Below are 24,427 nucleotides of genomic sequence, written 5' to 3'. Positions count from 1 at the left end.
CCAGTCCCGACCTGCCCCTGGACGGGGGCCGCACCGCTGTGGCTTGATCCCCGCATGGCACACACGATCGACGACCTGCCCCTCGCCCACGGCCGCGCCGGCACCCGGCGCGTCCTGCGCGTCCACCGCTTCGGGACCCCAGGTGCCCGCCCCAAGGCCTACATCCAGGCCGGCCTGCACGCGGACGAGACGCCGGGCCATCTGGTGGCGCAGCACCTGCTGGCCGCGCTGAAGGGGCTGGATGCGGCCGGCGCCGTGACCGGGGAGGTCGTGCTGGTGCCCGTCGCCAACCCGATCGGGCTGGACCAGATCGTGCTCCAGTCCCTGTCGGGCCGCTTCGAACTGGCGACCGGCGTCAACTTCAACCGCAGCTATGCCGACCTGTCCGGCGTAGTGGCAGACGCCGTGCGCGGCCGGCTGTGCGGCGACACGGCCGCGGATGTCGCCCTGGTCCGGCAGGAGCTGCGCCGGGCGGCGGAGGCCCTGCCGGCGGCGACGCAGGCGGACGCGCTGCGCCGGGCGCTGCTGACGCTGGCGCTGGACGCGGACCTGATGCTGGACCTCCACTGCGACTTCGACGCCGTGATGCACCTCTACACGGCGCCGGGGCTGTGGGAGGGGTTCCGCGACCTTGCGGCCCGCCTGGGCTGTGAGGCCGCCTTCCTGGCCGACCAGTCGGGCGGGCATCCCTTCGACGAAGCCTGTTCGGGCGTCTGGTGGCGGCTGCGGGAGAGGCTGGGGACAGACGCCGACGCCCTGCCCGTCGCCTGCGCCGCCACGACCATCGAACTGCGCGGCCAGCTTGCCGTGGACGACGCGACGGCGGCGCGCGACGCCGCCGCCATCCTGGAGCATCTGCGCCACCGCGGCATGCTGGCCGGCGATCCCGGCCCCGCTCCGGCCCCGCGCTGCGGCGCCACCCCGCTGGCCGGGGTGGACCGGGTGGCCGCGCCGGAGGCCGGCATCGTGCTGTTCCGGGTGGCGTTGGGCGACCGGGTGGAGCCCGGCCAGGTGGTGGCGGAGATTCTGGAGCCGGAGAGCGGCATCCGCCATCCCTGCCGGGCGCGGGTCGCGGGGCCGGTCTGGACCCGGCACCTGAACCGCTTCGTGGGCGCGGGAGAGGGCGTGCTGAGCATCGCCGGAACGGAGCCGCTGGCCGCCCCGGGCACGCCGCTGCTGACGGCGTGACCGGACGGCCGCTGGCACCCTAGCCCAGGATGTTGTAACCGCCGTCGATGTACTCGACCGAGCCGGTCACCGCCTGCGCCGCGTCACTGGCCAGGAAGGCGGCATAGGCGCCGACATCCTCGATGGTGACCAGATGCCGGGCCGGCGCCCGCTCCGCCGCGCGGGTCAGAAGCTGGTCGAAGCGGTCGATGCCGCTGGCCGCCCGGGTCTTCAGCGGCCCCGGCGACAGGGCATGGACGCGGATGCCCTTGGGGCCCAGCTCCACCGCCAGATAGCGCACGACGCTCTCCAGCGCCGCCTTGACCGGCCCCATCAGGTTGTAGTGCTCGACCACCTTCTCCGAGCCGAAGAAGCTGACCGTCTGGAGACAGCCGCCGTTGGCCATCAGCGGCTCGGCCAGATGCGCCATGCGGATGAAGGAGTGGACGGAGACGTCCATCGCCTGGAGGAACCCCTCGCGGGAGCAGTCCACCACCCGCGCATGCAGATCCTCGCGCGGGGCGAAGGCGATGGAGTGCAGCAGGAAGTCCAGCTTGCCCCAGCGCTGGCTGACGGCGTCGAACACCGATTCGAGCTGACCGGGCTCGCGCACGTCGCAGGGCAGGATCAGGCTGGCGTCCAGCCCCTCGGCCAGCGGCCGGACGAAGGGTTCGGCCTTGGCGTTCAGGTAGGTGACGGCCAGGTCCGCCCCCAGCGACCGGAAGGCGCGGGCGCAGCCATAGGCGATGGAGCTGTCATTGGCGATGCCGATGACGAGGCCGCGTTTTCCTTCGAGCGTGATCGGTAGCATGCGTTCCCCTTCCGCCCGGCGGGCCGCCGCGGCGCGGTGCAGTGCGATGCAGCATGCTAGCGCGGTGGTCCCGCCGCGGCAACGCAGGGTGGACCTTGCCGCACCGGCCGGTCGGGCGTCATATCGGGGACAGCGGCAGCCGCGTCCGCCCGCGGGGCTGGCCCTTGAACGGACCCCGCCTTTCCGGGCAGGGTCCGAGATGGAACTCTGCGCCAGGAGATCCCGGCCATGCACCTCGCTTCCCCCCGCCCCCCGCGATCGGGGTTTCCCCGCGTCCGGCTGCTCGCAGCCCTGGGCCTTGCCGTCATCCTCTTCCTCGGTTTCGCCGCCGGCAGCGCCCGTGCCGCGGAGTTCCGCTCCGGCGACACGGTGCGGGCCACGGGCCGGATGGACAGCGACCTGTTCATCGCCGGCCGCACCGTCGGCATCGACGCCGCCATCGACGGAACCCTGTTCGCCGCCGGGCTGAACGTGGCGCAGATCGGCGCCGTCGGCGACGACGCGCTGATCGCCGGATTCGACATCGCCCTGGACGGTCCGGTGGCGGGCGATCTCATGGCCATCGGGGCAAGCCTGAAGCTGACCAGCGCCGTGGCCGGCGATGCCGTGCTGGTCGCGGGGGAGCTGCGCCTCGCCCCCGGCAGCGCCGTGGCCGGCGACCTCAGCGCGTCGGGCGGAGAGGTCGATCTGGCCGGCACCGTGGCGGGCGACGCCCGGGTCGCCGGCGGCCGCGTCACCATCTCCGGCGCCGTCATGGGCGACCTGGACGTGGCGGCGGGCGAACTGGTGCTGCTGCCCGGCGCCCGGATCATGGGCACGCTCCGCCATGCCGGCCCGGACCGGCCGGAGATCCCCGCCGGCGTGACGGTGGAGGGCGGCATCGAGCAGCAGGACGACACGGCGGAGGAAACGGATTTCGGCCCCACCCTGGCGGGCACGCTGGGCGGGGCGCTGGCCCTGTTCCTGCTGGGCGCCGCCGTCCACCTCGCCTTCCCCGGCTTCGTCGGGGCCGCGGCGGCGGAGGTCGGCGGCAACCCCGGCCGCACCTTGCTGCTGGGCGTCGTGGCCCTCCTGGCGACCCCGCTGCTGGTCGGCCTGCTGATGCTGACCGTCATCGGCATTCCGGTCGGGCTGCTGCTGCTGTTGCTCTACGGCATCGCCATCGTGCTGGGGCTGGCGATCGCCGGCTTCGGCGTGGCCGAGCTGATGACCCGCAACCGCCCGGCCGCCGGGATGACCGGCGGCGACCGGCTGAAGCGTTTCGCCTTCTTCGCCTTGCTTCTGACCCTGGCCGGACTGGTGCCGCTGGTCGGCGGCTGGATCTGGTTCGCGGCCGTGGCGATGGGGGTGGGGGCCGTGCTCGCCCGCACCCTGGCCTCGCGCCGGCGCCCCGCCTACGCCTGAGCGGCCGCGACAGGAAAAGGGGCGGACCGGGCCGCCTGACGTCCGGCCGTTACCCCGCGACCAGCGCCCGCAGCGTCTCCAGCCGGTCGGCCTCGTGCGCGGGCTTGTCCCAGCGGATGCGGGCGATGCGGGGGAAGCGCATCGCCAGCCCCGACTTGTGCCGGCCGGACGGGTGGACGCTGTCGAACGCCACTTCCAGCACCAGGGCCGGCGCCACCTCGCGCACGGGGCCGAAACGGTTCACCGTGTTGGCGCGGACCCAGCGGTCCAGCCGGCCCAGCTCCTCGTCGGTGAAGCCGGAATAGGCCTTGCCCACCGGCACCAGCTCCCCGCCCCCGTCGGGATCGCCGGTCCAGGCGCCGAAGGTGTAGTCGCTGTAGTAGCTGGACCGCTTCCCGTGCCCGCGCTGGGCGTACATCATCACGCAGTCCAGCGTCAGCGGCCCGCGCTTCCACTTGAACCAGGGTCCCTTCGGCCGGCCGGCGAGGTAGGGGCTGTCGCCGCGCTTCAGCATCAGCCCTTCGATGGCGTTCTCCCGCGCCCCCGCCCGCAGCGCCGCCAGCCCCTCCCAGTCCGCGAAGGGGATCAGGGGGGACAGGTCCATGCCCGCCGGGCGGACGCGGGCGTACCAGTCCTCCAGCCGCTTCCGCCGCGCATCGAAGGGCAGGCCGCGCAGATCCTCCCCCGCCTCCACCAGCAGATCGTAGAGCCTCACCCAGGCCGGGTAGTCGCGCAGCATCTTCGCCGTGACCTGCCGGCGGTTCAGGCGCTGTTGCAGGTCGTTGAAGGGGCGCACTTCGCCCTCGCTGACCACCAGCAGCTCGCCGTCCAGCACGGCGTCGAAGCCCAGCCGCGCCGCCACGTCGGGGAAGCCGGCCGTGATCTCGTCGCCCGTCCGGCTGTAGAGGCGCCCTTCCCCCAGGGTGCGTCCGACAAGCTGCACCCGGATGCCGTCCCACTTCCATTCCGCCCGGTAGGCCGCGGGGTCGAGGGCGGCGATGTCCGCCTCCTCCAGCGGGTGCGCCAACATCAGCGGGCGGAAGCCGCCGGCCGCCGACACGTCCGGCCGGGGTGCGCGCATCTCCGCCCAGGCGAACAGCTCGGCATAGGGCGGGCGCAGGCCGTGCCAGACCTCCTCCACCGCGTCGATGCCGATGTCCGCCCCGTTGCCCGCCCCCCACTCGGCCAGCGCCGTCTTCGCCAGCCGGGCGGAGACGCCGACGCGCAGCCCGCCGGTGATGAGCTTCAGCAGCGCCCAGCGGCCGGTGGCGTCCAGCGCGTCAAGCCAGCCCTCGATCAGCCGCGGCACTTCCGCCCGTGTCGCCCGGCCGAGGTCTGCCACCACCTCCGACAGGGTGGGCGGCGGGCGGTCCGGCCCCGGCCGCTCCGGCCAGATCAGGGCCACGGTCTCGGCAAGGTCGCCGACGAAGTCGTAGGACCAGCCGAACAGCTCCGGGTCCACCCGCTCCATCACCAGGGCGCGGACGGCCGCCGGCTTCGCCGCGGCGAAGGACAGGGCGCCGGTCAGGGCGGCCAGGACCCAGCCGCGCTCCGGGTCCGGCGTGGTGGCGAAATGGTCGGCGATCAGCCGGACCTTGCCGGTGCGCGACGGCATGAAGGCCAGCGCGTCGATCAGGGCGGCGAAGCGGTTCATGCCCGGCCTGCCGTCTGCCGCGGGTCAGACATCCTCGTCCTCGAATCCGATCAGCGCCAGCGCCCGCGCCCGGTAGCCCTGGCCGCTGGCCCAGTGGACCAGCGCCTCCTCCCGCCCGTGCGTGACCCATAGCTCCGGCGCGCCCACGTCGCGGATGGTGGCGGTCAGTTCGTCCCAGTCGGCATGGTCGGAGATCACGAGCGGCAGTTCCACCCCGCGCTGGCGGGCGCGCTGGCGCACCCGCATCCAGCCCGAGGCGTAGGCCACCACCGGGTCCGGCAGCCGGCGGGACCATTTGTCCTGGATCGCGGACGGGGGGGAGAGCACCACCTGCCCCCGCAGGTCCTCCCGCGTCGCGGCGGTGGCGGGGCGCAGGTCGCCCAGGTCCACCCCATGCGCCCGGTACAGCTCGCACATCGGGATCAGCGCCCCGTGCAGCCAGACCGGCCGGTCGTAGCCGGCCCGGCGCAGGAGCGCGATCAGGCGCTGGCACTTGCCCAGCGCATAGACGCCGACGACATGCGCCCGCTCCGGGAAGAGGGTGAGGCTGTGCAGCAGCTTGCCCACCTCGTCGGCATCCGGCGGGTGGCGGAAGACCGGCAGGCCGAAGGTCGCCTCGGTGACGAAGGCGTCGCAGGGAACCGGCTCGAACGGCAGGCAGGTGGGGTCGGGCCGGCGCTTGTAGTCGCCCGAGACGACGACGCGGCTGCCCCGCCACTCCAGCACGATCTGCGCGCTGCCCAGCACATGCCCGGCCGGAACCAGCCGCACCCCCACCTCCCCGACCCGCAACGGCTCCCCGTAGGGCAGCGGCTGCTGCACGGCGCCCGCCTGCTCCCCCAGCCGCGCCCGCATGATCGCCAGCGTGCCCGGAGTCGCCAGCACGCGGGCATGGCCGGGCCGGGCGTGGTCGGAATGGCCATGGGTGACGACGGCGCGCTCCACCGCCCGCACGGGGTCGATGTGGAAGCCGCCGGGTTCGACCCACAGCCCGCCGCCCTGTTCCGGCGGACAGGGACGGACCCAGCTCTCCGGACGGGGATACGCCGGAGGGGGGCTCGCAGGCCCGGGGCCTTCCGGGCGGGGGGTGGACGGATCAGCCATGCAGGGAATATAGCCTGCCCCGCTCCCGCCGCCACGCCGCCGCCGTTGCGCCCGCCCGCGCCGGGGGGCATGTTCCGGCCGCACCCACGGAGGCGATCCCATGCACGACTTCCTTTCCATCCACCCGGAGGTGGCGGCGGCGCTGAAGGCCGGCCGCCCGGTCGTGGCCCTGGAAAGCACGCTGATCAGCCACGGCCTGCCCGCTCCCGCCAGCCTGGAGACGGCGCGGGAGATCGAGGCGGCCGTGCGCGCCAACGGCGCCGTGCCGGCGACCATCGCCGTGCTGGACGGGCGCATCCGCATCGGGCTGGACGACGAGGACATGCAGCGCCTCACCGTCCCCGGCACCGCCAAGGTCAGCCGGCGCGACCTGCCGCTGGTGCTGGCCAAGGGGGCGGACGGGGCGACCACCGTGGCCGCCACCATGATCGCCGCCGATCTGGCCGGCATCGCCGTGTTCGCCACGGGCGGGATCGGCGGCGTCCACCGCGGGGCGGAGACGACGGGCGACATCTCCGCCGACCTGGAGGAGCTGGCCACCACCCCCGTCGCCGTCGTCTGCGCCGGGGCCAAGGCCATCCTGGACCTGCCCCGCACCCTGGAATACCTGGAGACGCGCGGCGTGCCGGTCGTCGGGTTCGGCACCGACGCCTTCCCCGCCTTCTACCACCGCGACAGCGGCCTGCCGGTGGACGGCCGCTGCGACACGCCCGAGGACGCGGCGCGGGTCCTGAACGCCAAGTGGCGCCTGGGGCTGGAGGGCGGCATTGTCGTCGCCGTGCCGATCCCGGACGCGGCGGCGCTGGACGCGGCGACGGCGGAGGCCGCCGTGCAGCAGGCCGTGGCCGAGGCGGCGGCCGGCGGGGTCCGCGGCAAGGCGCTGACGCCGTTCCTGCTGCACCGGCTGGAGACCCTCACGGGCGGCGCCAGCCTGACCGCCAACCGGGCGCTGCTGCTGAACAACGCCGCGGTGGGCGCCCGCATCGCCGTGGCCTACGCCCGGCTGAAGCAGGAGACGACGCTGCCGAAGAAGCCGCCGCCGAGCAAGCGCCCCACCTACTGAGGCGGCGCCCCGGCGACCGGCGGCAAAGACCGCAAGACTTCGTAAAGAAAACCGGCCGCATGATGCCCGCCGGGCGCGCTCTCCGCTTGGGAACCCCTTTCCCGGCGCGGACGTTCGTCAGGCAAGGAGGGACTCATGCGCAGGCAGCATCATCGGGCGGTCGCGGCGACGGGCGGCATGGACGCCGCCATCGGTCTGGTCAACGGCGTTCTTCTGTCCGTGCCGCTGTGGGCGGCCTTCCTCTGGCTCGCCACGGCGTTCTGAGGCAGGCCGGGCACCCGGCGGCGGTCCGGTCGAACCGCCGCCCGGAGACCGTCAGCCGGTAGCCATCATTCCGGGATCGGGGTGACCAGGGTCCAGACATGGCCGAAGGGGTCGCGGATCTTGGCGAAGCGGCTGCCCCAGATCACGGGCTGCGGCGGCACCAGCACGGTCGCCCCGTGCTCCACCGCCCGCTGCACCAGCGTATCGACGTTCGGCACGTTCATGTGCAGCGTCACGGGGCTGGCGGTCAGGACCAGCGGGTCGCGCGACTGCCCGCCATTGTGCTCAGGAAAATCGTCGGAGACGAAGAAGGTGCCGCCGTTGATCAGCAGCACCGAATGCGTGACGCGCACCCCGTCGGGCTCCGTCTGGCGCACCACCTCGTGCGCATCCAGGGCATGGACATAGAAGGCGATGGCCTTCTGCGCATCGCCCACCGTCAGATAGGGAACGACACCCTTCAGCATGTGGGTATCGGACATTCCAGGCCTCCCTCCGTTCGCCGCTGCCCGGAAAGGCTACCACGGAATGGAGGGGCGGGGCAGTGCCGCCGCGGGCGCGGCCCCGTCTTCCCCGTCCCTTACAGTGCCGCCCCCTACAGCGCCGCCCCCTACAGCGCCGAAGCCACCCGGCGCAGCAGCAGCGAGGCGCAGCGCGCCGCCGCGGCCACGAAGGTGTAGAAGTCCATGTGGCTCTCCGCCCCGGCAAGGTCGGAGAGCGACCGGATGATCAGGCAGGGCACGCCGAAACGCTCCGCCACCTGGGCCACGGCCGCCCCTTCCATCTCCACCGCCGCGGCGCCGAAGCGTTCATGCAGCCGCTGGCGGGTCGACTCGCAGTTCACGAACTGGTCGCCGGTGGCAATGGTGCCGAAGGTGATGCGCGGCGTCCGCTCAACCCCGCCGGTCGCCTTGGCCGGGATCGGCGGCAGCTCCAGCCCGTCCAGCGCCGCCCGCACCGTCGCCTCGACCGCGGGGTCCAGGGCATAGCCGTGCGTGTCGGCGACGCCCGGCACCGGCGTCACGCCCGGCTGGTAGACGCGCAGGTTGCCGCGGACCAGGGCGCCGTAATCGTGCTGCACCAGCCGCGTGCCGACCACGACATCGCCGATGCCCAGCGCGGGGTCCACGCCGCCGGCGACGCCGGAGAACAGCAGCATGCGGCAGCCGAACCGCTCGATCAGCAGGGTGGAGACGACGGCCGCGTTGACCTTGCCGATGCCGCACTCGACGACGACGGCATGACGTCCGTCCAGCAGGCCGCGGCGGAAGACGAAGCCGCCGATCGTCTCCGCCTCCGATTCGACGAAGTGCGGGCCGAAATGGGCGATCTCCTCCGGGATGGCGCAGAGCAGACCGAACGGCGCGTCGGCCGAGGGGCCGCCCCCCGACTCCAGCAGGGTGACGGCGCGCGCATGTCCGGCCGCCCGGGCCAGGGACAGGGCGGTGGCGCCGTCCGCCGCGGCGCGGTGCGGGTCGGCGCCGTGCTCCAGCAGCAGCGCGATCAGTTCCAGATGGCCGTTCCGCGCCGCCGCGTGCAGGGCGGTGTAGCCCCCGTGCCGCGGGGCGTCGGGCACGGCACCGTGCGCCAGCAGCGCGCGGGCGATGCCGAGATGACGGCCCGCCGCTGCCGCGTGCAGCGGCGGCAGTGCCGTCGGCCCCATGCCCGGCGGGGTCGCGTCGGCACCGCGGGCAAGCAGCCAGTCCACGACCGCCTGCCGGCCGAAGAAGGCGGCGAGGCCCAGGGCCGTGCGGCCGTCCGGCGCCGGCCGGTCGATGGCGGAGGGTTCGGCCTCCACCAGAGCGATGACGCGGTCGAGGTCGCCCAGCGCCGCCGCCTCGTAGAGGTCGAGCGCGGGCTTCAGCGGCCGTAACGCCTCCTGCACGGGCCGGGCGCCCCGGTAGGCCGCCAGCAGGATCGGCGTCGCGCCGTCGGGACCGCGCTCCTCCAGCAGTCCCGGATCGGCGCCGGCGATCCGCGCCGCCCCTGCCGCATCCCCCGCATCCACCGCCGCCAGAAGCTCTGCCAGACCCGTCATTCCGATCTCCCGCACCCGCTCCGGATGCACCGCGCCAACACCCCGCTTTCGACCGGGGCGGTTTCCGGTTCATATATCCCGCCACGATGAGCGATGTCCTCCCCTTCGACGGTCCGGACGGCGCCCCCGCCGCCGCCGACCTGCTGCCCCCCGCCATTTCCGGCTGGTTCCGCAGCCGCGGCTGGACGCCGCACGCCCACCAGATCGCCCTGGTCCAGGCGGCGCGCGACGGCGTGGACGCCCTGCTGATCGCGCCGACCGGCGGCGGCAAGACCCTGGCCGGCTTCCTGCCCAGCCTGATCGAGCTGTCGGAGCGCCCGCGCGAGGGGCTGCACACGCTCTACATCTCGCCCTTGAAGGCGCTGGCGGTGGACATCCAGCGGAACCTGGAGCTGCCGCTGGCGGCACTCCGGCTGCCGGTCCGGGCCGAGACCCGCACCGGCGACACGCCCGAGGCGAAGCGCCAGCGCCAGCGCGCCCACCCGCCGCACATCCTGCTGACGACGGTGGAGAGCTTGGCGCTGATGCTGTCCTACCCGGAAGCGCCCACCATCTTCGGGGGTCTGCGCCGCGTCGTGATTGACGAACTGCACGCCCTGGCCGGCACCAAGCGCGGCGACCTGCTGGCGCTGGGGCTCGCGCGCCTGTCCACGCTGGCGCCGGGGCTGCGCCGGGTCGGGCTGTCGGCCACGGTGGCGCATCCCGCGGCGCTGGCGGCGTGGCTGTCCCCCACCGGCCGCGCGGACGCCGGCCCCAGGGACGCCGGCCCCAGGGACGCCTCCCTCGGGGACGCTGCCGTGCGGCTGGTCACCGGCCGCGGCGGCGCGCGGGCGGAGGTGGAGATCCTGACGACGGAGGCACCCCTGCCCTGGGCCGGGCACATGGCGCTGCACGCCCTGGGCGAGGTCTACCGCCGCATCCGGGAGGCCGGCACCACCCTGGTCTTCGTCAACACCCGCGCCCAGGCCGAACTGGTGTTCCAGGAGCTGTGGCGGCTGAACGAGGACAACCTGCCCATCGCCCTGCACCATGGCAGCCTCGCGGTCGAGCAGCGCCGCAAGGTGGAGGCGGCGATGGCCGCCGGCCGGCTGCGGGCGGTGGTGGCGACCTCCTCGCTGGACCTGGGCATCGACTGGGCGGCGGTGGATCTGGTGGTACAGGTCGGGGCGCCGAAGGGCGTCTCCCGCCTGCTGCAACGGATCGGCCGCGCCAACCACCGGCTGGATACGCCGTCGCGCGCCCTGCTGGTGCCGGCCAACCGCTTCGAGGTGCTGGAGTGCCGGGCGGCGCTGGACGCCATCGCGGAGGGCACGCTGGACGGCGACCCGCCGCGCGCCGGAGCGCTGGACGTGCTGGCGCAGCATATCACCGGTACGGCCTGCGCCGGGCCGTTCGACGCCGACCGCCTGTATGCCGAGGTGGTGCAGGCCGCCCCCTATGCCGACCTGTCGCGCGACGAGTTCGACGACGTCTTCGACTTCGTCGCCACCGGCGGCTACGCGCTGGGCACCTACGAGCGGTTCCGCCGGCTGACGGAGACGGAGGACGGGCGCTGGGCCGCCGCCTCGCCCCTGGTCGCGCGGCAGTACCGGCTGAACGTCGGCACCATCGTGGAGGCGACGGTGCTGCGGGTCCGGCTGGGGCGGACGCTGCTGGGCGAGATCGAGGAGTATTTCGTCAACACCCTGACACCGGGCGACACCTTCGTCTTCGCGGGCCAGCTCCTGAAGTTCCTGGGGGTGCGGGAGACGGAGGTGCAGGTCGCCAAGGGCGGCCAGGGCGAGCCGAAGGTGCCCGCCTATGCCGGCGGGCGGCTGCCGCTCTCCACCCATCTGGCCGACCGGGTGCGCGACCTGCTGGCCGACCCGGCGCGCTGGTCCGCCCTGCCCGGAGCGGTGCAGGAATGGCTGCGGCTGCAACGCTGCCGCTCCGTCCTGCCCGACCGGCGCTCGCTGCTGGTCGAGACCTTTCCGCGCGGCGGCAAGCAGTTCCTGGTCGCCTACTGCTTCGAGGGGCGCAACGCCCACCAGACGCTGGGCATGCTGCTGACCCGCCGGATGGAGCGGGCCGGGCTGGCGCCGCTGGGCTTCGTCGCCACCGACTACGTGCTGGCCACCTGGTCGCTGCGGGCGCCGGCCGCGCGCGACATCCCCGCCCTGTTCGACGAGGACATGCTGGGCGACGACCTGGAGGCGTGGATGGAGGAATCCTCCATGCTGAAGCGGACCTTCCGCAACGTCGCCGTCATCGCCGGGCTGATCGAGCGCCGGCACCCGGGCCAGGAGAAGAGCGGCCGGCAGGTCACCTTCAGCAGCGACCTGATCTACGACGTGCTTCGGCGGCACGAGCCGGGGCACGTGCTGCTGCGCGCCACCCGCGCCGACGCGGCCGCCGGCCTGACGGACGTGCGCCGGCTGGGTGACATGCTGGCCCGGGTGCGCGGCCGCATCGTCCACCGCGACCTGGACCGCATCTCCCCCCTGGCGGTGCCGGTGCTGCTGGAGATCGGGCGGGAGCAGGTGCAGGGCAGCGCCCTGGACGACCTGCTGGACGAGGCGGCGCGCGAACTGATCGCGGAAGCGGTGCCGGAGCTGCTGCCGCGGCGCGACGGGCAGGGCCGGCTGGCGCTGTAGCGCCCGCTTCCCACCGCAGCGCGGACAGGGCGCCCCCACATCGCCCCAGGTCCTCTCCGCCCGCTTGCCGGCATCCCTCCCCGCCCGCACCCTGCCCGGCAGACCGGCTGGCGACAGGCCGGGAAAGGGAGGAAGACCATGGCGGACGCGGATTTCGAGACCCTGCGCTATGCGGTGGCGGACGGCATCGCCACCGTGACGCTCGACCGGCCGGACCGGATGAACGCCTTCACCGGCACCATGATGGCGGACCTGATCGCCGCCTTCGACCGGGCCGACGCCGACGACGGCGTGCGCGCCGTGGTCGTCACCGGCGCCGGCCGGGCCTTCTGCGCCGGGGCAGATCTGGCGGAGGGGGCGAAGACCTTCGACTACGCCGCCCGGGGAAGGCTCGCCCCCGACGACGGGATGCGCGACAGCGGCGGCCGCGTCACCCTGCGCGTGTTCGAGATGAGGAAACCGGTCATCGCGGCCGTGAACGGCCCCGCCGTGGGCATCGGGGCGACGATGCTGCTGCCCATGGACATCCGCATCGCGTCGGCGGAGGCGCGCTTCGGCTTCGTCTTCACCCGCCGCGGCATCGTGCCGGAGGCGGCGTCGAGCTGGTTCCTGCCGCGGCTGGTGGGAATCGCCCAGGCCCTGCGCTGGGTGCTCTCCGGCCGGGTCTTCGATGCGGCCGAGGCGCAGGCCGGCGGGCTGGTGTCGGAGGTGGTGCCGCCCGATCGCCTGTTGCCCCGCGCCTACGAGCTGGCGCGGGAGATCGCGGACGGCACCAGTGCGGTCTCCGTCGCGCTGGCCCGCCAGCTCCTCTGGCGGATGCTGGGGGCCGACCACCCGATGGAGGCGCACAAGGTGGACAGCCGCCTGATCCAGCAGACGGGCCGCTCCCCCGACGCGGCGGAGGGGGTCGTGAGCTTCCTGGAGAAACGCCCGGCCCGCTTCCCGCTGCGGCCGTCCGCCGACATGCCGGACGCCTTTCCCTGGTGGGAGGAAAGGCCCTTCACCTGATGGGCGGTCCCGCGGCAGCCGTCACAGGAAGGCCGGCAGGCTGCCCACACCGGAAAAGCGAGGCCCGCCCCACCCGCGCAACTCTACGCAAAATTGTGCGACACTTTGCGGGGCTGCCGCGCAGTGCCGGCGAGGCTAGAAGTTAACCATTCTCAGAAGTTGGATTTCGACCCCGAAGTCTTCTTATTTCAGAGGCCCACCCGGTTGTTCAGCCGGGTGGGCTTCTTAATGAAGGCGCCCATAAGCATGGGGGCGTCTTGGTCGTTTCTTGGCCGTAACGGACCAGAACCGGCAGTCACAGGCCCTCATACTGGCCCCCGATCCGCTCCCGTCAGGCCGGGCGGTCAGACCGCGTCCTTGGCGTACTTGATGGTGCAGCCATAGGGCTGGCTGGTGGGGACCGCGACAGGCTGGCCGGCCAGGGTGGCGTCCAGGGCGGCGCGGACATGGCTGGTGGCGCCGTCCAGATCCTCCAGCCGGGCGGTCGGGCGGTCGTCGATGGCGCCGTCGTAGACCAGCAGGCCCGCAGGGTCGATCACGAACATGTGCGGCGTGGTCTTGGCCGCGTAGGCGCGGCCGATCGTTCCCTTGGGATCAAGGATCTTGTGCGTCGGCGCGGCCTTCGCCTCGTCCACGATGCGCTGCGCCTCCTCCGGCGTGACATGGCCCTGCTGGCCCTCGGCGGAGCTGACGACGGTGATCCAGACCACCCCCTTGCCCGTGTAGTCCCGTTGCAGCGCCTGCATGTTGCCGCCGCCATAGTGCTTCATGACGAAGGGGCAGAGATGGTTCGTCCACTCCAGCACGACGGTGCGGCCGCGCAGATCGGCGAGGCGGACGGCCCGCCCCGCGATGTCGGTGGCGCTGAAGTCGGGGGCCGCGGCGCCGACGACGGGAGCCGCCAGGGCCGGCCGCGGCAGCAGCGCGGAAAGCAGGCCGGAACCGCCGCCGGCCAGGACGGCGCCGCCGGTGGCGGCCAGGGCGCTGCGGGAAAGGAAACGGCGGCGGGAAACGGGGGACGTCATGGTCTCTGCCTCCTCTGGAGCCGTATGGGCACCGGGGGAGATGGGATGCAGGGTCCGCCCTGTCAAACCCGCCCGGAAACCTACTTTCCGCGGGGACTTTCCGGGTCGGTCCAGGGCCGGACCATGCGTCAGGAGGCGCGGTCGGGCAGCGTCTCCAGCGCCTCCAGCACCAGCCCGGGGGTCAGGATCTGCGGCAGCACCTCCGGCTCCGCCTCGCCCGGGCGGTAGAGCAGGTAGAGCGGCACGCCGCTGCGCCCGAACCGCTCCAGCACGCGGGCGATGCCGGCGTCGCGGTTGGTCCAGTCGCCCTTCAGGTAAGCCACGCCCTTGGCCGCCATGGCCTGCTTCACCGTGTCGGCGGAGAGCGAGGTGCGCTCGTTCACCAGACAGGTGATGCACCAGGCCGCCGTGAAGTTCACGAAGACCGGCCGCCCCTCCGCCCGCAGCGCCGCCAGCGCCGCCTCGTCGAAGGGCGCCGTGTCGTCCGCGGCGGCGGCCGTCCCGGCCGGCGGCGGCGGCACGGCCGGACCGGCCAGTGCCGGCACCCGCGCCATCGCCACGGCCCCGGCCAGCGCCAGCACGCCGAAGGCCGAGGCGCCCAGGCGCCAGCCGGCGCCGCTGCTCCGGGTCACGCCGTAGAGCCAGGCGGCGAAGGCCACCAGCACCATGCCGCCCAGGACCCAGGCGACGGCGTCCGGGCCGGCCTGGATCGACAGCACCCAGACCAGCCAGACGGCAGTGGCGTAGAGCGGAAAGGCCAGCGCCTGCTTCAGCCGCTCCATCCACAGGCCCGGCCGCGGCATCCGGCGCAGCAGCGCCGGGCTGAGCGTCAGCAGCAGGAAGGGCAGCGCCATGCCCAGCCCCAGCGCCAGGAAGACGGCCAGCGCCAGCGGCCAGGGCTGCAACAGGGCGAACCCGATGGCCGTGCCCATGAAGGGGGCGGTGCAGGGCGTCGCCACCACCGTCGCCAGCACGCCGGTGAAGAAGCTGCCGGCATAGCCGCCGCGGGCGGCCAGCCCCTGCCCCAGCCCCTGCGCCCTGCCGCCCAGCTCGTAGACACCGGAGAGCCAGAGGCCGAGCAGGAACATCACATAGGCCAGCACGGCCACGACCAGCGGGTCCTGCAACTGGAAGCCCCAGCCGATCTGCGCCCCGCCGGCGCGCAGGGCCAGCAGCAGCCCGGCCACGGCCGCGAAGGTGGCCAGCACCCCGGCGGCATAGGCGGCGCCGTGGACGGGCGCCCGGCCGGGCGCGTGGCTGACCAGCGCCAACACCTTGATGGACAGCACCGGGAAGACGCAGGGCATCAGGTTCAGGATGGCGCCCCCGGCCAGCGCCAGCAGCAGCGCCAGCCCCACACCGAGCGATGCCGTCTCGGCCGCCGCGCGGCCGGGAGCCGGGGAGCCGCCCGCGGGCGCCGCCTCGATCGGGGCGTCGATCTCCAGCGCCTGCCGGATCTCCCGCCCCTCCAGCCGTTCGGTCAGCAGCAGCACGCCCGTCACCGATTCCGCGGGCAGCGCCCCGGACCGGGGCAGCACGAGGCGCACCCCGTCCGCGTCCAGCCGCAGCTCCTGCGGGGCCGCGGCGGGGGTGACGGACCAGAGGTCGGGGAAGAAGAAGGCGTCCGCCAGCTCGGCCCCGGCAAGGTCGCCGGTGGAGAGGACGAGCTGGTGCGCCGTATCGCCGGCCAGAAAGGTCGCCGGGAACGGGCTGGGCACCGGCAGCGCCCGCCGCGCCTGCGCGAACAGGGCCGCCTGCGCGGGCGTCGGCGCGACCGGGCCGGCCGCCACCGGCAGGGTCAGCTCCAGCCGGGCCGATTCGGGAATGCAGATGTCCTCGCAGACGAGCCAGTCCGCCTGGGCGGCGATGGTCACCGTGCCGCCAGGGGCGGCGTCGGCCGGCACGTCCACCCGGGTCAGCAGATGCACCTCGTCCTTGTAGCCGAAATTCACCAGCGGCCCGACCGGGAAGCGTTCCGGCGCCGGCCAGACCAGTGGACCGGCCTGCCAACCCGGCGGCAGGGTCCATTTCACCTCGGTGGCGATGCCGGAGTCGCCGGGATTCTTCCAGTAGGTGTGCCAGCCCGGCCGGATGCGCTGGGTGACCGCCAGCCAGAGCGGCTCGCCCGGCACGGCCGCCGGCAGCTCGGCCCGCAGCTCGGCTTCCACATTGTCGGTACGGACCGGGTTGGCCGCGGCCGGAGTCGGCAGCCCGACGGCCAGGGCCAGCAGAAGGACGAACGGCAGCAGCAGGGCAAGGCGCGGCATGGCAGCATCACGGACGGCCAGGGGGACCGGGGGAATGTAGGCCCTGCCGCGCCCGACCGCCACCCCGACTGGACCGGCACCCCGGCTGGACCGCCACCCCGGCTGGACCGGCACCCCGACTGGACCGGTATGTCACATCCCGGCACCCTGGAGCGTCCGGGGGGCGCTTCCCAGATATTGAAGGCGGCGCGGGCTGCGGCTAGGGTCGCGGCCCCGTCGGCGTCCCGCCCGCCGTGAGGCGCGCGGCCCCGCTTCCAGACCATCCGAGGACTGTCCCATGGCCACCCACCGCACCAAGGTCCTGATCATCGGCGCCGGGCCGGCTGGCTATACCGCCGCCATCTACACGGCGCGCGCCAACCTGGAGCCCCTGCTGGTGCAGGGCATGCAGCCGGGCGGGCAGCTCACCATCACCACGGACGTGGAGAACTATCCGGGCTTCGAGCACGCGGTGCAGGGTCCGTGGCTGATGGAGCAGATGCAGAAGCAGGCCGAGCATGTCGGCACGCGGATGATCGGCGACCTGATCGTGGACGTGGATTTCAGCCGCCGGCCCTTCGTCTGCAAGGGCGACAGCGGCGACGAGTACGTGGCCGATGCCGTCATCATCGCCACCGGCGCCCAGGCGCGCTGGCTGGGCGTGGCGGGTGAGCAGCATTACCAGGGCGCCGGCGTGTCCGCCTGTGCCACCTGCGACGGCTTCTTCTTCCGCGGCCGCCCCGTGGCCGTGATCGGCGGCGGCAACTCCGCCATGGAGGAGGCGCTGTACCTGACACACCACGCCTCCAAGGTGACGCTGGTCCACCGCCGCGACAGCTTCCGCGGCGAGCGCATCTTGCAGGACCGGGTGCTGAAGAACCCGAAGATCGAGGTCGTCTGGAACCATGTGGTGGACGAAATCCTGGGCGAGGGCGGCGAGAGCTTCGAGAACCCCAAGCGCGTCACCGGCATCCGCCTGAAGCACGCGCAGAGCGGGGAGACCCGCGAGATCGCCCTGGAGGGCGTCTTCGTCGCCATCGGCCACGACCCCGCCACCAGGGTGTTCCGCGGCAAGGTCGCCATGGACGACGAGGGCTACATCCTGACGGCGCCGGACAGCACCCGCACGGACGTGCCCGGCGTGTTCGCCGCCGGCGACGTGAAGGACAAGGTGTTCCGTCAGGCCGTCACCGCCGCCGGCATGGGCTGCATGGCGGCCCTGGAGGCCGAGAAGTGGCTGGCCACGCTGGAGGGCTCCCCCGCCGAGGCGGCGGCCGAAGCCTCCCGGCCGGACATGATCGGCGCCTGGGAGTGACGGCAGGGAGCCAGGGCACAGCCAGGGGTGGAATATTCCCCCGGCGGCCCGTCCCCCCGGGATGCGGAAACGACCGGCGCGCCCAGCGCCGGACCGTCGATCCGCAGCGGAACGGTGAAGACCTTCCGGCCCGGCCGGACCACGGACATTAGGCCGACCACCAGAAATCACTGTCAGAACCACGCTTTCCAGGTCGTTCCGGCGCCGGCCGCCGGGATTGATGTCGTCCTCTACTGGGGGGACGGCGCGGCGACCGGGTATAGCCATCGGATCAGCTTGACCTACAACCTGTAGCGCCCTGGTCCGCAAGCGTATATCATCATCGTGCCGGCCCATATCCGGGGCCGGCCAATGTCACCGCGGTCGGTGCCGGACGGCCGCACTTCCCGAAGGGACGGGCATGGACTGGGACAAGCTTCGCGTCTTTCACGCCGTCGCCGAGGCCGGCAGCTTCACGCATGCGGGCGAGACCCTCAACCTCAGCCAGTCGGCCGTCAGCCGCCAGATCAGCGCGCTGGAGGAGAGCCTCCATGTGCCGCTGTTCCACCGGCACGCCCGCGGCCTGATCCTCACCGAACAGGGTGAGCTGCTGTACCGCACGGCGCGGGAGGTGTTCGCCAAGCTCTCGATGACCGAGGCGATGCTGTCGGAGAGCAAGGAGCATCCGAAGGGCCCGCTCAAGGTCACGACGACGATGGCCTTCGGCTCGACCTGGCTGACGCCCCGGGTGCGCGAGTTCCTGAGCCTGTATCCGGACGTGCAGCTCAGCCTGCTGCTGGACGACACGGAGCTGGACCTGTCCATGCGTGAGGCGGACATCGCCATCCGCATGTCCGCGCCGCGCCAGCCCGACCTGATCCAGCGCCACCTGATGACGGTGCGGGTCCACATCTACGCCCACCGCGCCTATGTGGAGAAGCGGGGCCTGCCGCAGTCGTTGGACGAGCTGGACCACCACGACATCATCGCCTACCCCGCGGAGACGCGGGCGCCGGTGTCGAACATCAACTGGCTGCTGCATGTCGGCGACCCGCCGGGCGGCGAGCGTCAGACCGTGCTGCGCGTGAACAGCCTTTACGCCATGTACCGGGCGGTGGAGAGCGGTCTCGGCATCGCGTCCCTGCCCGACTACGTGGTGGACGGCAACCCGGACATCGTGCGCGTGCTGCCCGACGTCAGCGGGCCGCGGATCGACGCCTACTTCGTCTATGCGGAAGAGCTGCGCCATTCCAAGCGCATCGCGGTGTTCCGCGATTTCCTGGTGCGGAAGGTGCAGGAAACCTTCCCGGCAAGCCATGCGGTTGGCGCATGACCGGATTCAGCAAATGTGCCTGGAATTGGGCAGCCGAGTGATTAAGTTTTGGGCGTCCGCTGCTGCGACGCAGCATCGGACACTTCACCGGGGATGCCCGTCTCCGGTTGGGCCTTCGGGCCCTGCGTCTCCCAGACGTGAAGCCTCCCTGTTCAACTCGGCCGGTAACCCCTGGGTTACCGGCTGATTTTTTATGCACAGGAGGCATGGCCGGCAGCCCCGGAGGGGAAAGGCCCCCGCGCAGGGGGCGGGGCTGCGGTCAGATGGGGCTGTCCAGGTGGCCCGCTCAGATAGGCTCGCCCGCGCTGTGTGACAGCCAGAGCGACAGTTCCCCCGCCGCCTGCTCCAGCTCCGTCGCCAGCACCTCGGCCGCGGGGCGCAGGTCGGTCCCGCCACGGATGGCGGTGTCCAGACTGGCGGCGGCGGCGGCGGCCCGCTCCAGACCGAAATTCCCCAGCACCGAGATCAGCTCGTGCGCCAGATCGCCCAGACCCTCCGGATCGCTGGTGCCGCGCAGGCGCCCGATCCAGGTCGGCAGGTCCAGCACCAGATCGCCGACCAGGCTGTCCAGCTCGTCCCGGCCGACGGAGTGCTGCAAGCGCCGCCAGGTGCCGGCGCTGACGATGGGCAGCGGACTGATGGCGAGGGGGACCTCGCCGACCTGCGCACGCCCGGCCAGCCGGGCAATGGTGTCCAGCAGCAAGGCCGGCTGCAACGGCTTGGTCAGCACCTCGTCCATGCCGGCATCCAGGCAGGCGTCAAGCTCGCGTGAGCCGGCCTCGGCCGTCAGGGCGACAATCGGGATGGCGCCGCGGGGGCCGCCCAGCGCACGGATGCGCCGCGTCGCCTCCAGTCCGCCCAGCCGCGGCATGCGGACATCCATCAGCACCAGATCGAACGGCGTGGCGGCCACCGCCTGCACGGCGTCCAGCCCGTTGGCGATGACCGTGACGCGGTGACCGGCCTTGGTCAGCAGGGCCACCGCCAGGGCCTGGTTGGCCTTCACGTCCTCGGCCAGCAGGATGCGGGCGCTCTCCACCGACCGGACGGGCTCCGGCGCACAGGGCGGCGGCCGGCTGGACTCGTCGGCCGGCAGGGGCAGCTCGAACCAGAACAGCGAGCCGCGGCCGGGCGCGCTCTCCACCGCGATGGTGCCGCCCATGAGGTCCACCAGCCGGCGGCAGATCGCCAGTCCCAGGCCCGTGCCGCCATAGCGCCGGGCCGTGGCCCGGTCGGCCTGCACGAACTCCTGAAACAGCCGGTCCTGCTGCTCGGGCGCGATGCCGATTCCGGTGTCCAGCACCTCGAACCGCACGCGCCCGTCCACCACGGGGAAGACGGCCAGCGCGACATGGCCCCGCTCGGTGAACTTCACCGCGTTGTTCAACAGGTTCAGCAGCACCTGCCGCACCCGCTTGGCATCGCCCTGCACCACCTCGGGCAGGCGCGGATCGACCGCGACACGGAGCGCGAGGCCACGCTCCTCCGCGGTGGGGCGGACGAGATCGGAGGTGCTGCGGGCCAGCCGTGCGAGATGGAACGGGTGCGGGTCCACCTCCAGCCGTCCGGCCTCCAGCTTGGAGAAGTCCAGCACGTCGGAGACGACGGTCAGCAGCGCCTCCCCCGCCTCACGCTGGAGCGTCACCCATTCGCGCTGCTCCGCCGTCAGCGGCGTCTGCAACAGCAGGTCGGCGAAGCCCAGCAGGGCGTTCAGCGGTGTCCGCACCTCATGGCTCATCACCGCCACGAAGTCGGACTTGGCGCGGTTGGCCGCTTCGGATTCCGCGCGGGCCTCATCCGCGCGGGTGCGTGCCGCGGCCAGTTCCTCGGCCAGAGCGACCATCTCGGCCGCCTGCAACTCGGCCTCGCGGCGCGCCTCGTCCACGTCCTCCAGGGCGCGCCGCAGCTCCTCCTCGCGCATCTTCTGGGCGGTGATGTCGGTGGCAAGGCTCAGCACGCCGCCGGTGGAGATCGGGTGTTCGCTCACCCGCAGCCAGCGCCCGTGTGCCGTCAGCCGCTCGAAGGCGCGGCCGTCGGCCGCCCGGCGCCAGGCGATCCGGTCGGCGATCCAGCGTTCCGTGTCGTCATAGGCCTCCGGATCGCCGACCTCCCGGTTGGCGATGAAGATGCGCAGCAGATCCTCGAACCGCATTCCCTTGAGGGCCGGCACGCCGCGCAGGCTGGGATAGCGCTCCAGGAAGCGGTCGTTCCAGGTCACCAGCCGGTCCTCGGCGTCATAGACGACGAAGCCGTCCGGCATGGCGTCCAGGGCGGCCCGCAGCCGTTCCTCCGCCTCCGCGGCGCGGCGCTGCGCAGCGGCCAGCGCGCGGCCCTGCCGACGGGCCGTCAGGAGCACGGCCACCGCGATGGCGAAACCGAGCCCGGAGAGGGCGACGCCCGCCGACAGCCAGTCCACCAGCCGTTCCGCATAGGTCACCGCCTCCGTCTGGCGGTTGCGCAGGTGCTCGTGCGCCTCCGCCAGCAGGATGTCCAGCCGGCCATGGATCGCGCGGATCGAGGAGCGGTCGTCCTCCCCGTCGAAGGCGGTCAGGGCATCCGCCAGCCGGCCGGCACGGGCGAGCGAGGCCGCGTCCTCGAACACGGCGGCGTTCCGGTCGGCCAGCACAGGGATCGCGGCCACGCGCGCCTGCTGCTCCGGCCGGCCGTCGAACCGGTCCGCCAGCTCCGCCGCCAGGGTATCGAGCGTGTCGTGGCCGCGCCGGGCCAGTTCCAGCCGGGCCGGATCGAGCGAGGCGAGATAGCTGCGCTCCCCCGTTTCCAGATCGCGCAGGGCCTCGCGCATCGCGGAAATGGTCTGCTCGATGGCGGCGGCCTGGTCGGCATCGCCGCGGATCAGGTCCAGCCCGGCATCATGCCGTGCCGCCATCCAGGTGCCGGCGCCGAACGCCAGCAGGCAGGCCACGGTGACCAGCGCGATCCGCCGCAGCGGTGCCCGTTCCGTCCCGACAGTCGCTGTCCGCACGCCGCAGAACCCCTGCCTCAAGGACCCATAGAATACGACGGCATGCGCGACTGGCAACAACGACCACGGCCGATCAGGTCCTGCGCGTTGCCATAATCCGTTAACACACCCGCCGGCGGAGGGCATAGCACCGGCCGCAGCGCAAATCGAGCGTGCCGGCTCCCTGCGGCGGCGCGCTCCTTGTCCCCGACAGCCGGACCGGCGCCGCCCGCGATCCGAGGCCTGGGGTCAAGCGCTTGAAAGCAATTATGGAATTGTGGGAATTCAGGGGCGTCCACCGGGGCGGCGGGCTTCCGGCATGCCTGTCCCGGACCGCGTGCATGGCGGATCGCCCCGGGCGACGCGGCGCTGGCACCGGCCATCCTTCCCGGGCCGGCCGGAGAAGACCGGGGCAACAGAGACGGAAACGGGCGAGCCCGTGGAAAAGATCGAGAAACCGGTGCGCAGGACTTGCGCGACACCCGCCTTACGCGCAATTCTCTTTACACATGATACCCGGGTCTTTCCCCGATCGAGTCGGCTGTCTGCCAGCGGGTTGCATTGGTGTCGGCGGAAACAGGGGAGTCACAGATGGACGGACATCACCCGGCAGAGACCTTCCGACCCGGAGAGACGGCCGACTTCGAGGTGCTGTACAGGCACTGGCTCCGTCTGGGCGATGACCGGATGCCGCCGCCCGCGGCGCTCGATCTGGTGGACCTGCCCTTCCCGCTGGAAGATGTGATCGTGCTGACCGTGGACCGGGAGCGGGATACCTTCCGTTTCGCCCGGGTCGGCAGCCGACCGCTGCTCTGGTTCCGGCGGGAGGTAACGGGGCAGACCCTGGCCGAACTGTCCGGGCATCCCTTCTATGGCCATTTCCACGCGGCCCTGGACCGCTGCCTTGCCGGCGGCGCCCCCCACCGCACGGTGTCGGAGGTGGAGATCGGCTCGCACCGCTTCCGCTGCTCGGCCCTGCTGCTGCCCTTCGCACGGGACGGGCGCACGCCCGACCTGCTGCTGATCGCCACCCGCACCACGGCGCTGGGCGCGGCCCACTGACGGAACGGGCTCAGGCGGCACCATGCAGGGGAGCTGCCGCCTGCCCGCCGATCTTCGGAATTTCCGTCAGGTCGCCCTCATGGGGAAAGACCTCGACGACCTGGAAACCGCCTTCCTCGGGAAAGCGCACGGCCAGCTTCCGCCGGGCCCGGGCCGGATCGGTGGCGTAGCAGAAGAGATAGCGCCCCTCCGACCAGAGGCGGGAGACGGGGGCGGGCTCCAGCGGCGGGGCGGCGGTGCTGTCCCGGCGCAGCAGCACGATCCAGCCCCGTTCGGACAGGCCGCGCCGTTCGTCCAGCACCAGCACCCGGCGGTCCACCTCCTCCAGGTCCTGCACCCGGCGTTGCAGCCCGGCGATGCGCGCCTGGATCTCGCCCACCTCCTCCTCATCATGCCCGGCGGTGAGGCGCTGGTGCAGACTCTCGCGCGCCAGGACGCGCACCTGATGGCTGAGCGTGCGGCGGCGGCGCTCGACCTCCGCCACGGTGCGGCGGGCGGCGCGGACCGAAAGCCGGGCCCGGTCCAGGGCCGGCTTCGCGGCCAGCAGCACGACCATGCCCCCGAGGATGAGGCCGAAGTCGGTCATGCTGCCACTCCGGTTTCGGCCGCCCTGGGTTCTGCCGTCCTGATGTCGGTCCCTCTGGTGTCGGTCGCTCTGGTATCGGCTGCCGCCCTGGCGTCTGCCGCCTTCGGGGGCGGGACCATGGACCGGGTCGCCGGGCGGCCGTCGGCGCCCAGCGGCATCATGCTGAGGATCTTGAAGCCCACGGTCTTGGGGAAGACGCGCTCGAACTCGGCCGTCGCCTCCTCCTCGTTCTGCGCCCAGATATGGACAGGCACCGCCCGCGCCCAGGAACTGTCGTAGAAGGGGTGACGCTCGCCCCGGCGCACCTGATGGGTCACCGAACTGTTGATGGCCATGGCCTCGTAACAGCGGTTCGGCAGCAGCTCCTGCCCGACGACGCGGACGAAGCGGTGCTGCGCCGTCTCCAGCTCGCGCAGGCGGCTGCGGAGCTGCTTTTCCTGCCGTTCCGCCCCGAACAGGGAAGAGGCCGATCCGGCAGCGGCGTTCTTGCGCGCCTCCAGACGGTTCTGGAACCCCAGGGCGAGGCGGGAATAGCGAGCGATGCGCTGACGCGCCGGTTCGACACCGCCGGTCTGTTCGATCACCGCGGCCCAGAGATAGCCGGCCACGGCAAGGACGATGTTCGCCGCGACGGAGGCCACGAAGGTGAACAGCCCGAATTGCAGGATCGCGATGATGCCGGAGCCCATTATCGCCGGGCGGTCTTTGCCGCCCCTCCCCCCGATTACTCCGTTCACACTCTAGGGGAAGAAGGGATGCCCTCCAAGGGGAAA

General features: G+C 72.7%; 19 protein-coding genes. 9 read left to right on the top strand and 10 right to left on the bottom strand.

Annotated elements, in window-relative coordinates; all coding sequences use genetic code 11:
• Positions 1 to 54 precede the first annotated feature (54 nt).
• Complete coding sequence (locus ACFQPS_RS13380) at positions 55 to 1,188, top strand: succinylglutamate desuccinylase/aspartoacylase family protein (protein WP_377359735.1); 1,134 nt, start codon at positions 55 to 57, stop codon at positions 1,186 to 1,188.
• A gap of 19 nt (positions 1,189 to 1,207) precedes the next feature.
• Here ACFQPS_RS13380 and fabI read toward each other — a convergent pair whose 3' ends face one another.
• Positions 1,208 to 1,978 (bottom strand): enoyl-ACP reductase FabI, encoded by a 771-nt coding sequence (gene fabI / locus ACFQPS_RS13375; RefSeq protein ID WP_377359734.1) that lies wholly within the window; start codon positions 1,976 to 1,978, stop codon positions 1,208 to 1,210.
• 228 nt (positions 1,979 to 2,206) lie between these two features.
• On the opposite strand from fabI, the gene ACFQPS_RS13370 reads away from it, so the two are divergent.
• Positions 2,207 to 3,382 (top strand): DUF8173 domain-containing protein, encoded by a 1,176-nt coding sequence (locus ACFQPS_RS13370; RefSeq protein WP_377359733.1) that lies wholly within the window; start codon positions 2,207 to 2,209, stop codon positions 3,380 to 3,382.
• 49 nt (positions 3,383 to 3,431) lie between these two features.
• Here the strand turns inward: ACFQPS_RS13370 and ACFQPS_RS13365 are convergent, their stop codons facing one another.
• Together ACFQPS_RS13365 and ACFQPS_RS13360 are read right to left on the bottom strand one after the other, a co-directional pair.
• Positions 3,432 to 5,036, bottom strand: a complete 1,605-nt coding sequence (locus tag ACFQPS_RS13365; RefSeq protein ID WP_377359732.1) for a cisplatin damage response ATP-dependent DNA ligase — start codon at positions 5,034 to 5,036, stop codon at positions 3,432 to 3,434.
• A 24-nt stretch (positions 5,037 to 5,060) separates the two neighbouring features.
• On the bottom strand, positions 5,061 to 6,140 hold the full coding sequence (locus ACFQPS_RS13360) for a ligase-associated DNA damage response exonuclease (RefSeq protein WP_377359731.1): 1,080 nt from the start codon (positions 6,138 to 6,140) through the stop codon (positions 5,061 to 5,063).
• 100 nt (positions 6,141 to 6,240) lie between these two features.
• Between ACFQPS_RS13360 and ACFQPS_RS13355 the strand changes: the two genes are divergently transcribed.
• Positions 6,241 to 7,203, top strand: coding sequence for a pseudouridine-5'-phosphate glycosidase (locus tag ACFQPS_RS13355; protein ID WP_377359730.1), 963 nt, complete (start codon positions 6,241 to 6,243; stop codon positions 7,201 to 7,203).
• Between the two features lie 135 nt (positions 7,204 to 7,338).
• Positions 7,339 to 7,467, top strand: a complete 129-nt coding sequence (locus tag ACFQPS_RS13350) for a hypothetical protein (protein WP_377359729.1) — start codon at positions 7,339 to 7,341, stop codon at positions 7,465 to 7,467.
• A 65-nt stretch (positions 7,468 to 7,532) separates the two neighbouring features.
• On the opposite strand, the gene ACFQPS_RS13345 is transcribed toward ACFQPS_RS13350, so the two are convergent.
• Complete coding sequence (locus ACFQPS_RS13345) at positions 7,533 to 7,949, bottom strand: VOC family protein (protein WP_377359728.1); 417 nt, start codon at positions 7,947 to 7,949, stop codon at positions 7,533 to 7,535.
• Positions 7,950 to 8,077: 128 nt separating this feature from the next.
• On the bottom strand, positions 8,078 to 9,505 hold the full coding sequence (locus tag ACFQPS_RS13340; protein ID WP_377359727.1) for a 5'-methylthioadenosine/adenosylhomocysteine nucleosidase: 1,428 nt from the start codon (positions 9,503 to 9,505) through the stop codon (positions 8,078 to 8,080).
• A gap of 86 nt (positions 9,506 to 9,591) precedes the next feature.
• Here ACFQPS_RS13340 and ACFQPS_RS13335 point away from each other — a divergent pair, with 86 nt between their 5' ends.
• Together ACFQPS_RS13335 and ACFQPS_RS13330 are read left to right on the top strand one after the other, a co-directional pair.
• Entirely contained in the window at positions 9,592 to 12,138 is a 2,547-nt protein-coding gene (locus ACFQPS_RS13335; RefSeq protein ID WP_377359726.1) for a ligase-associated DNA damage response DEXH box helicase, read from the top strand.
• A gap of 138 nt (positions 12,139 to 12,276) precedes the next feature.
• Entirely contained in the window at positions 12,277 to 13,146 is an 870-nt protein-coding gene (locus tag ACFQPS_RS13330; protein ID WP_377359725.1) for a crotonase/enoyl-CoA hydratase family protein, read from the top strand.
• A 344-nt stretch (positions 13,147 to 13,490) separates the two neighbouring features.
• On the opposite strand, the gene ACFQPS_RS13325 is transcribed toward ACFQPS_RS13330, so the two are convergent.
• Both ACFQPS_RS13325 and ACFQPS_RS13320 read right to left on the bottom strand, forming a co-directional pair.
• On the bottom strand, positions 13,491 to 14,171 hold the full coding sequence (locus ACFQPS_RS13325; RefSeq protein WP_377359724.1) for a redoxin domain-containing protein: 681 nt from the start codon (positions 14,169 to 14,171) through the stop codon (positions 13,491 to 13,493).
• Positions 14,172 to 14,299: 128 nt separating this feature from the next.
• Entirely contained in the window at positions 14,300 to 16,438 is a 2,139-nt protein-coding gene (locus ACFQPS_RS13320) for a protein-disulfide reductase DsbD family protein (protein WP_377359723.1), read from the bottom strand.
• Positions 16,439 to 16,715: 277 nt separating this feature from the next.
• Here ACFQPS_RS13320 and trxB point away from each other — a divergent pair, with 277 nt between their 5' ends.
• Positions 16,716 to 17,732, top strand: coding sequence for a thioredoxin-disulfide reductase (gene trxB / locus ACFQPS_RS13315; protein ID WP_377359722.1), 1,017 nt, complete (start codon positions 16,716 to 16,718; stop codon positions 17,730 to 17,732).
• Positions 17,733 to 18,132: 400 nt separating this feature from the next.
• A complete protein-coding gene (locus tag ACFQPS_RS13310; protein WP_377359721.1) occupies positions 18,133 to 19,044 on the top strand; it encodes a LysR family transcriptional regulator in 912 nt (303 codons plus the stop codon).
• A gap of 286 nt (positions 19,045 to 19,330) precedes the next feature.
• Here the strand turns inward: ACFQPS_RS13310 and ACFQPS_RS13305 are convergent, their stop codons facing one another.
• Positions 19,331 to 22,027 carry an ATP-binding protein gene (locus ACFQPS_RS13305; protein WP_377359720.1) on the bottom strand — a complete coding sequence of 899 codons (2,697 nt, stop codon included), beginning with the start codon at positions 22,025 to 22,027 and terminating at the stop codon, positions 19,331 to 19,333.
• A 570-nt stretch (positions 22,028 to 22,597) separates the two neighbouring features.
• Here ACFQPS_RS13305 and ACFQPS_RS13300 point away from each other — a divergent pair.
• Positions 22,598 to 23,068, top strand: coding sequence for a PAS domain-containing protein (locus tag ACFQPS_RS13300; RefSeq protein WP_377359719.1), 471 nt, complete (start codon positions 22,598 to 22,600; stop codon positions 23,066 to 23,068).
• 10 nt (positions 23,069 to 23,078) lie between these two features.
• Here the strand turns inward: ACFQPS_RS13300 and ACFQPS_RS13295 are convergent, their stop codons facing one another.
• Together ACFQPS_RS13295 and ACFQPS_RS13290 are read right to left on the bottom strand one after the other, a co-directional pair.
• Positions 23,079 to 23,654 (bottom strand): hypothetical protein, encoded by a 576-nt coding sequence (locus ACFQPS_RS13295; RefSeq protein WP_377359718.1) that lies wholly within the window; start codon positions 23,652 to 23,654, stop codon positions 23,079 to 23,081.
• On the bottom strand, positions 23,651 to 24,343 hold the full coding sequence (locus ACFQPS_RS13290; RefSeq protein ID WP_377359717.1) for a hypothetical protein: 693 nt from the start codon (positions 24,341 to 24,343) through the stop codon (positions 23,651 to 23,653). Before ACFQPS_RS13290 ends, ACFQPS_RS13295 begins: the two co-directional genes overlap by 4 nt.
• Positions 24,344 to 24,427: the final 84 nt, after the last annotated feature.

Origin of the sequence: Rhodocista pekingensis (assembly GCF_042665545.1) — a bacterium.
Taxonomy (GTDB): domain Bacteria; phylum Pseudomonadota; class Alphaproteobacteria; order Azospirillales; family Azospirillaceae; genus Rhodocista; species Rhodocista pekingensis.
This window is presented reverse-complemented; position numbering and strand designations above follow the sequence as displayed.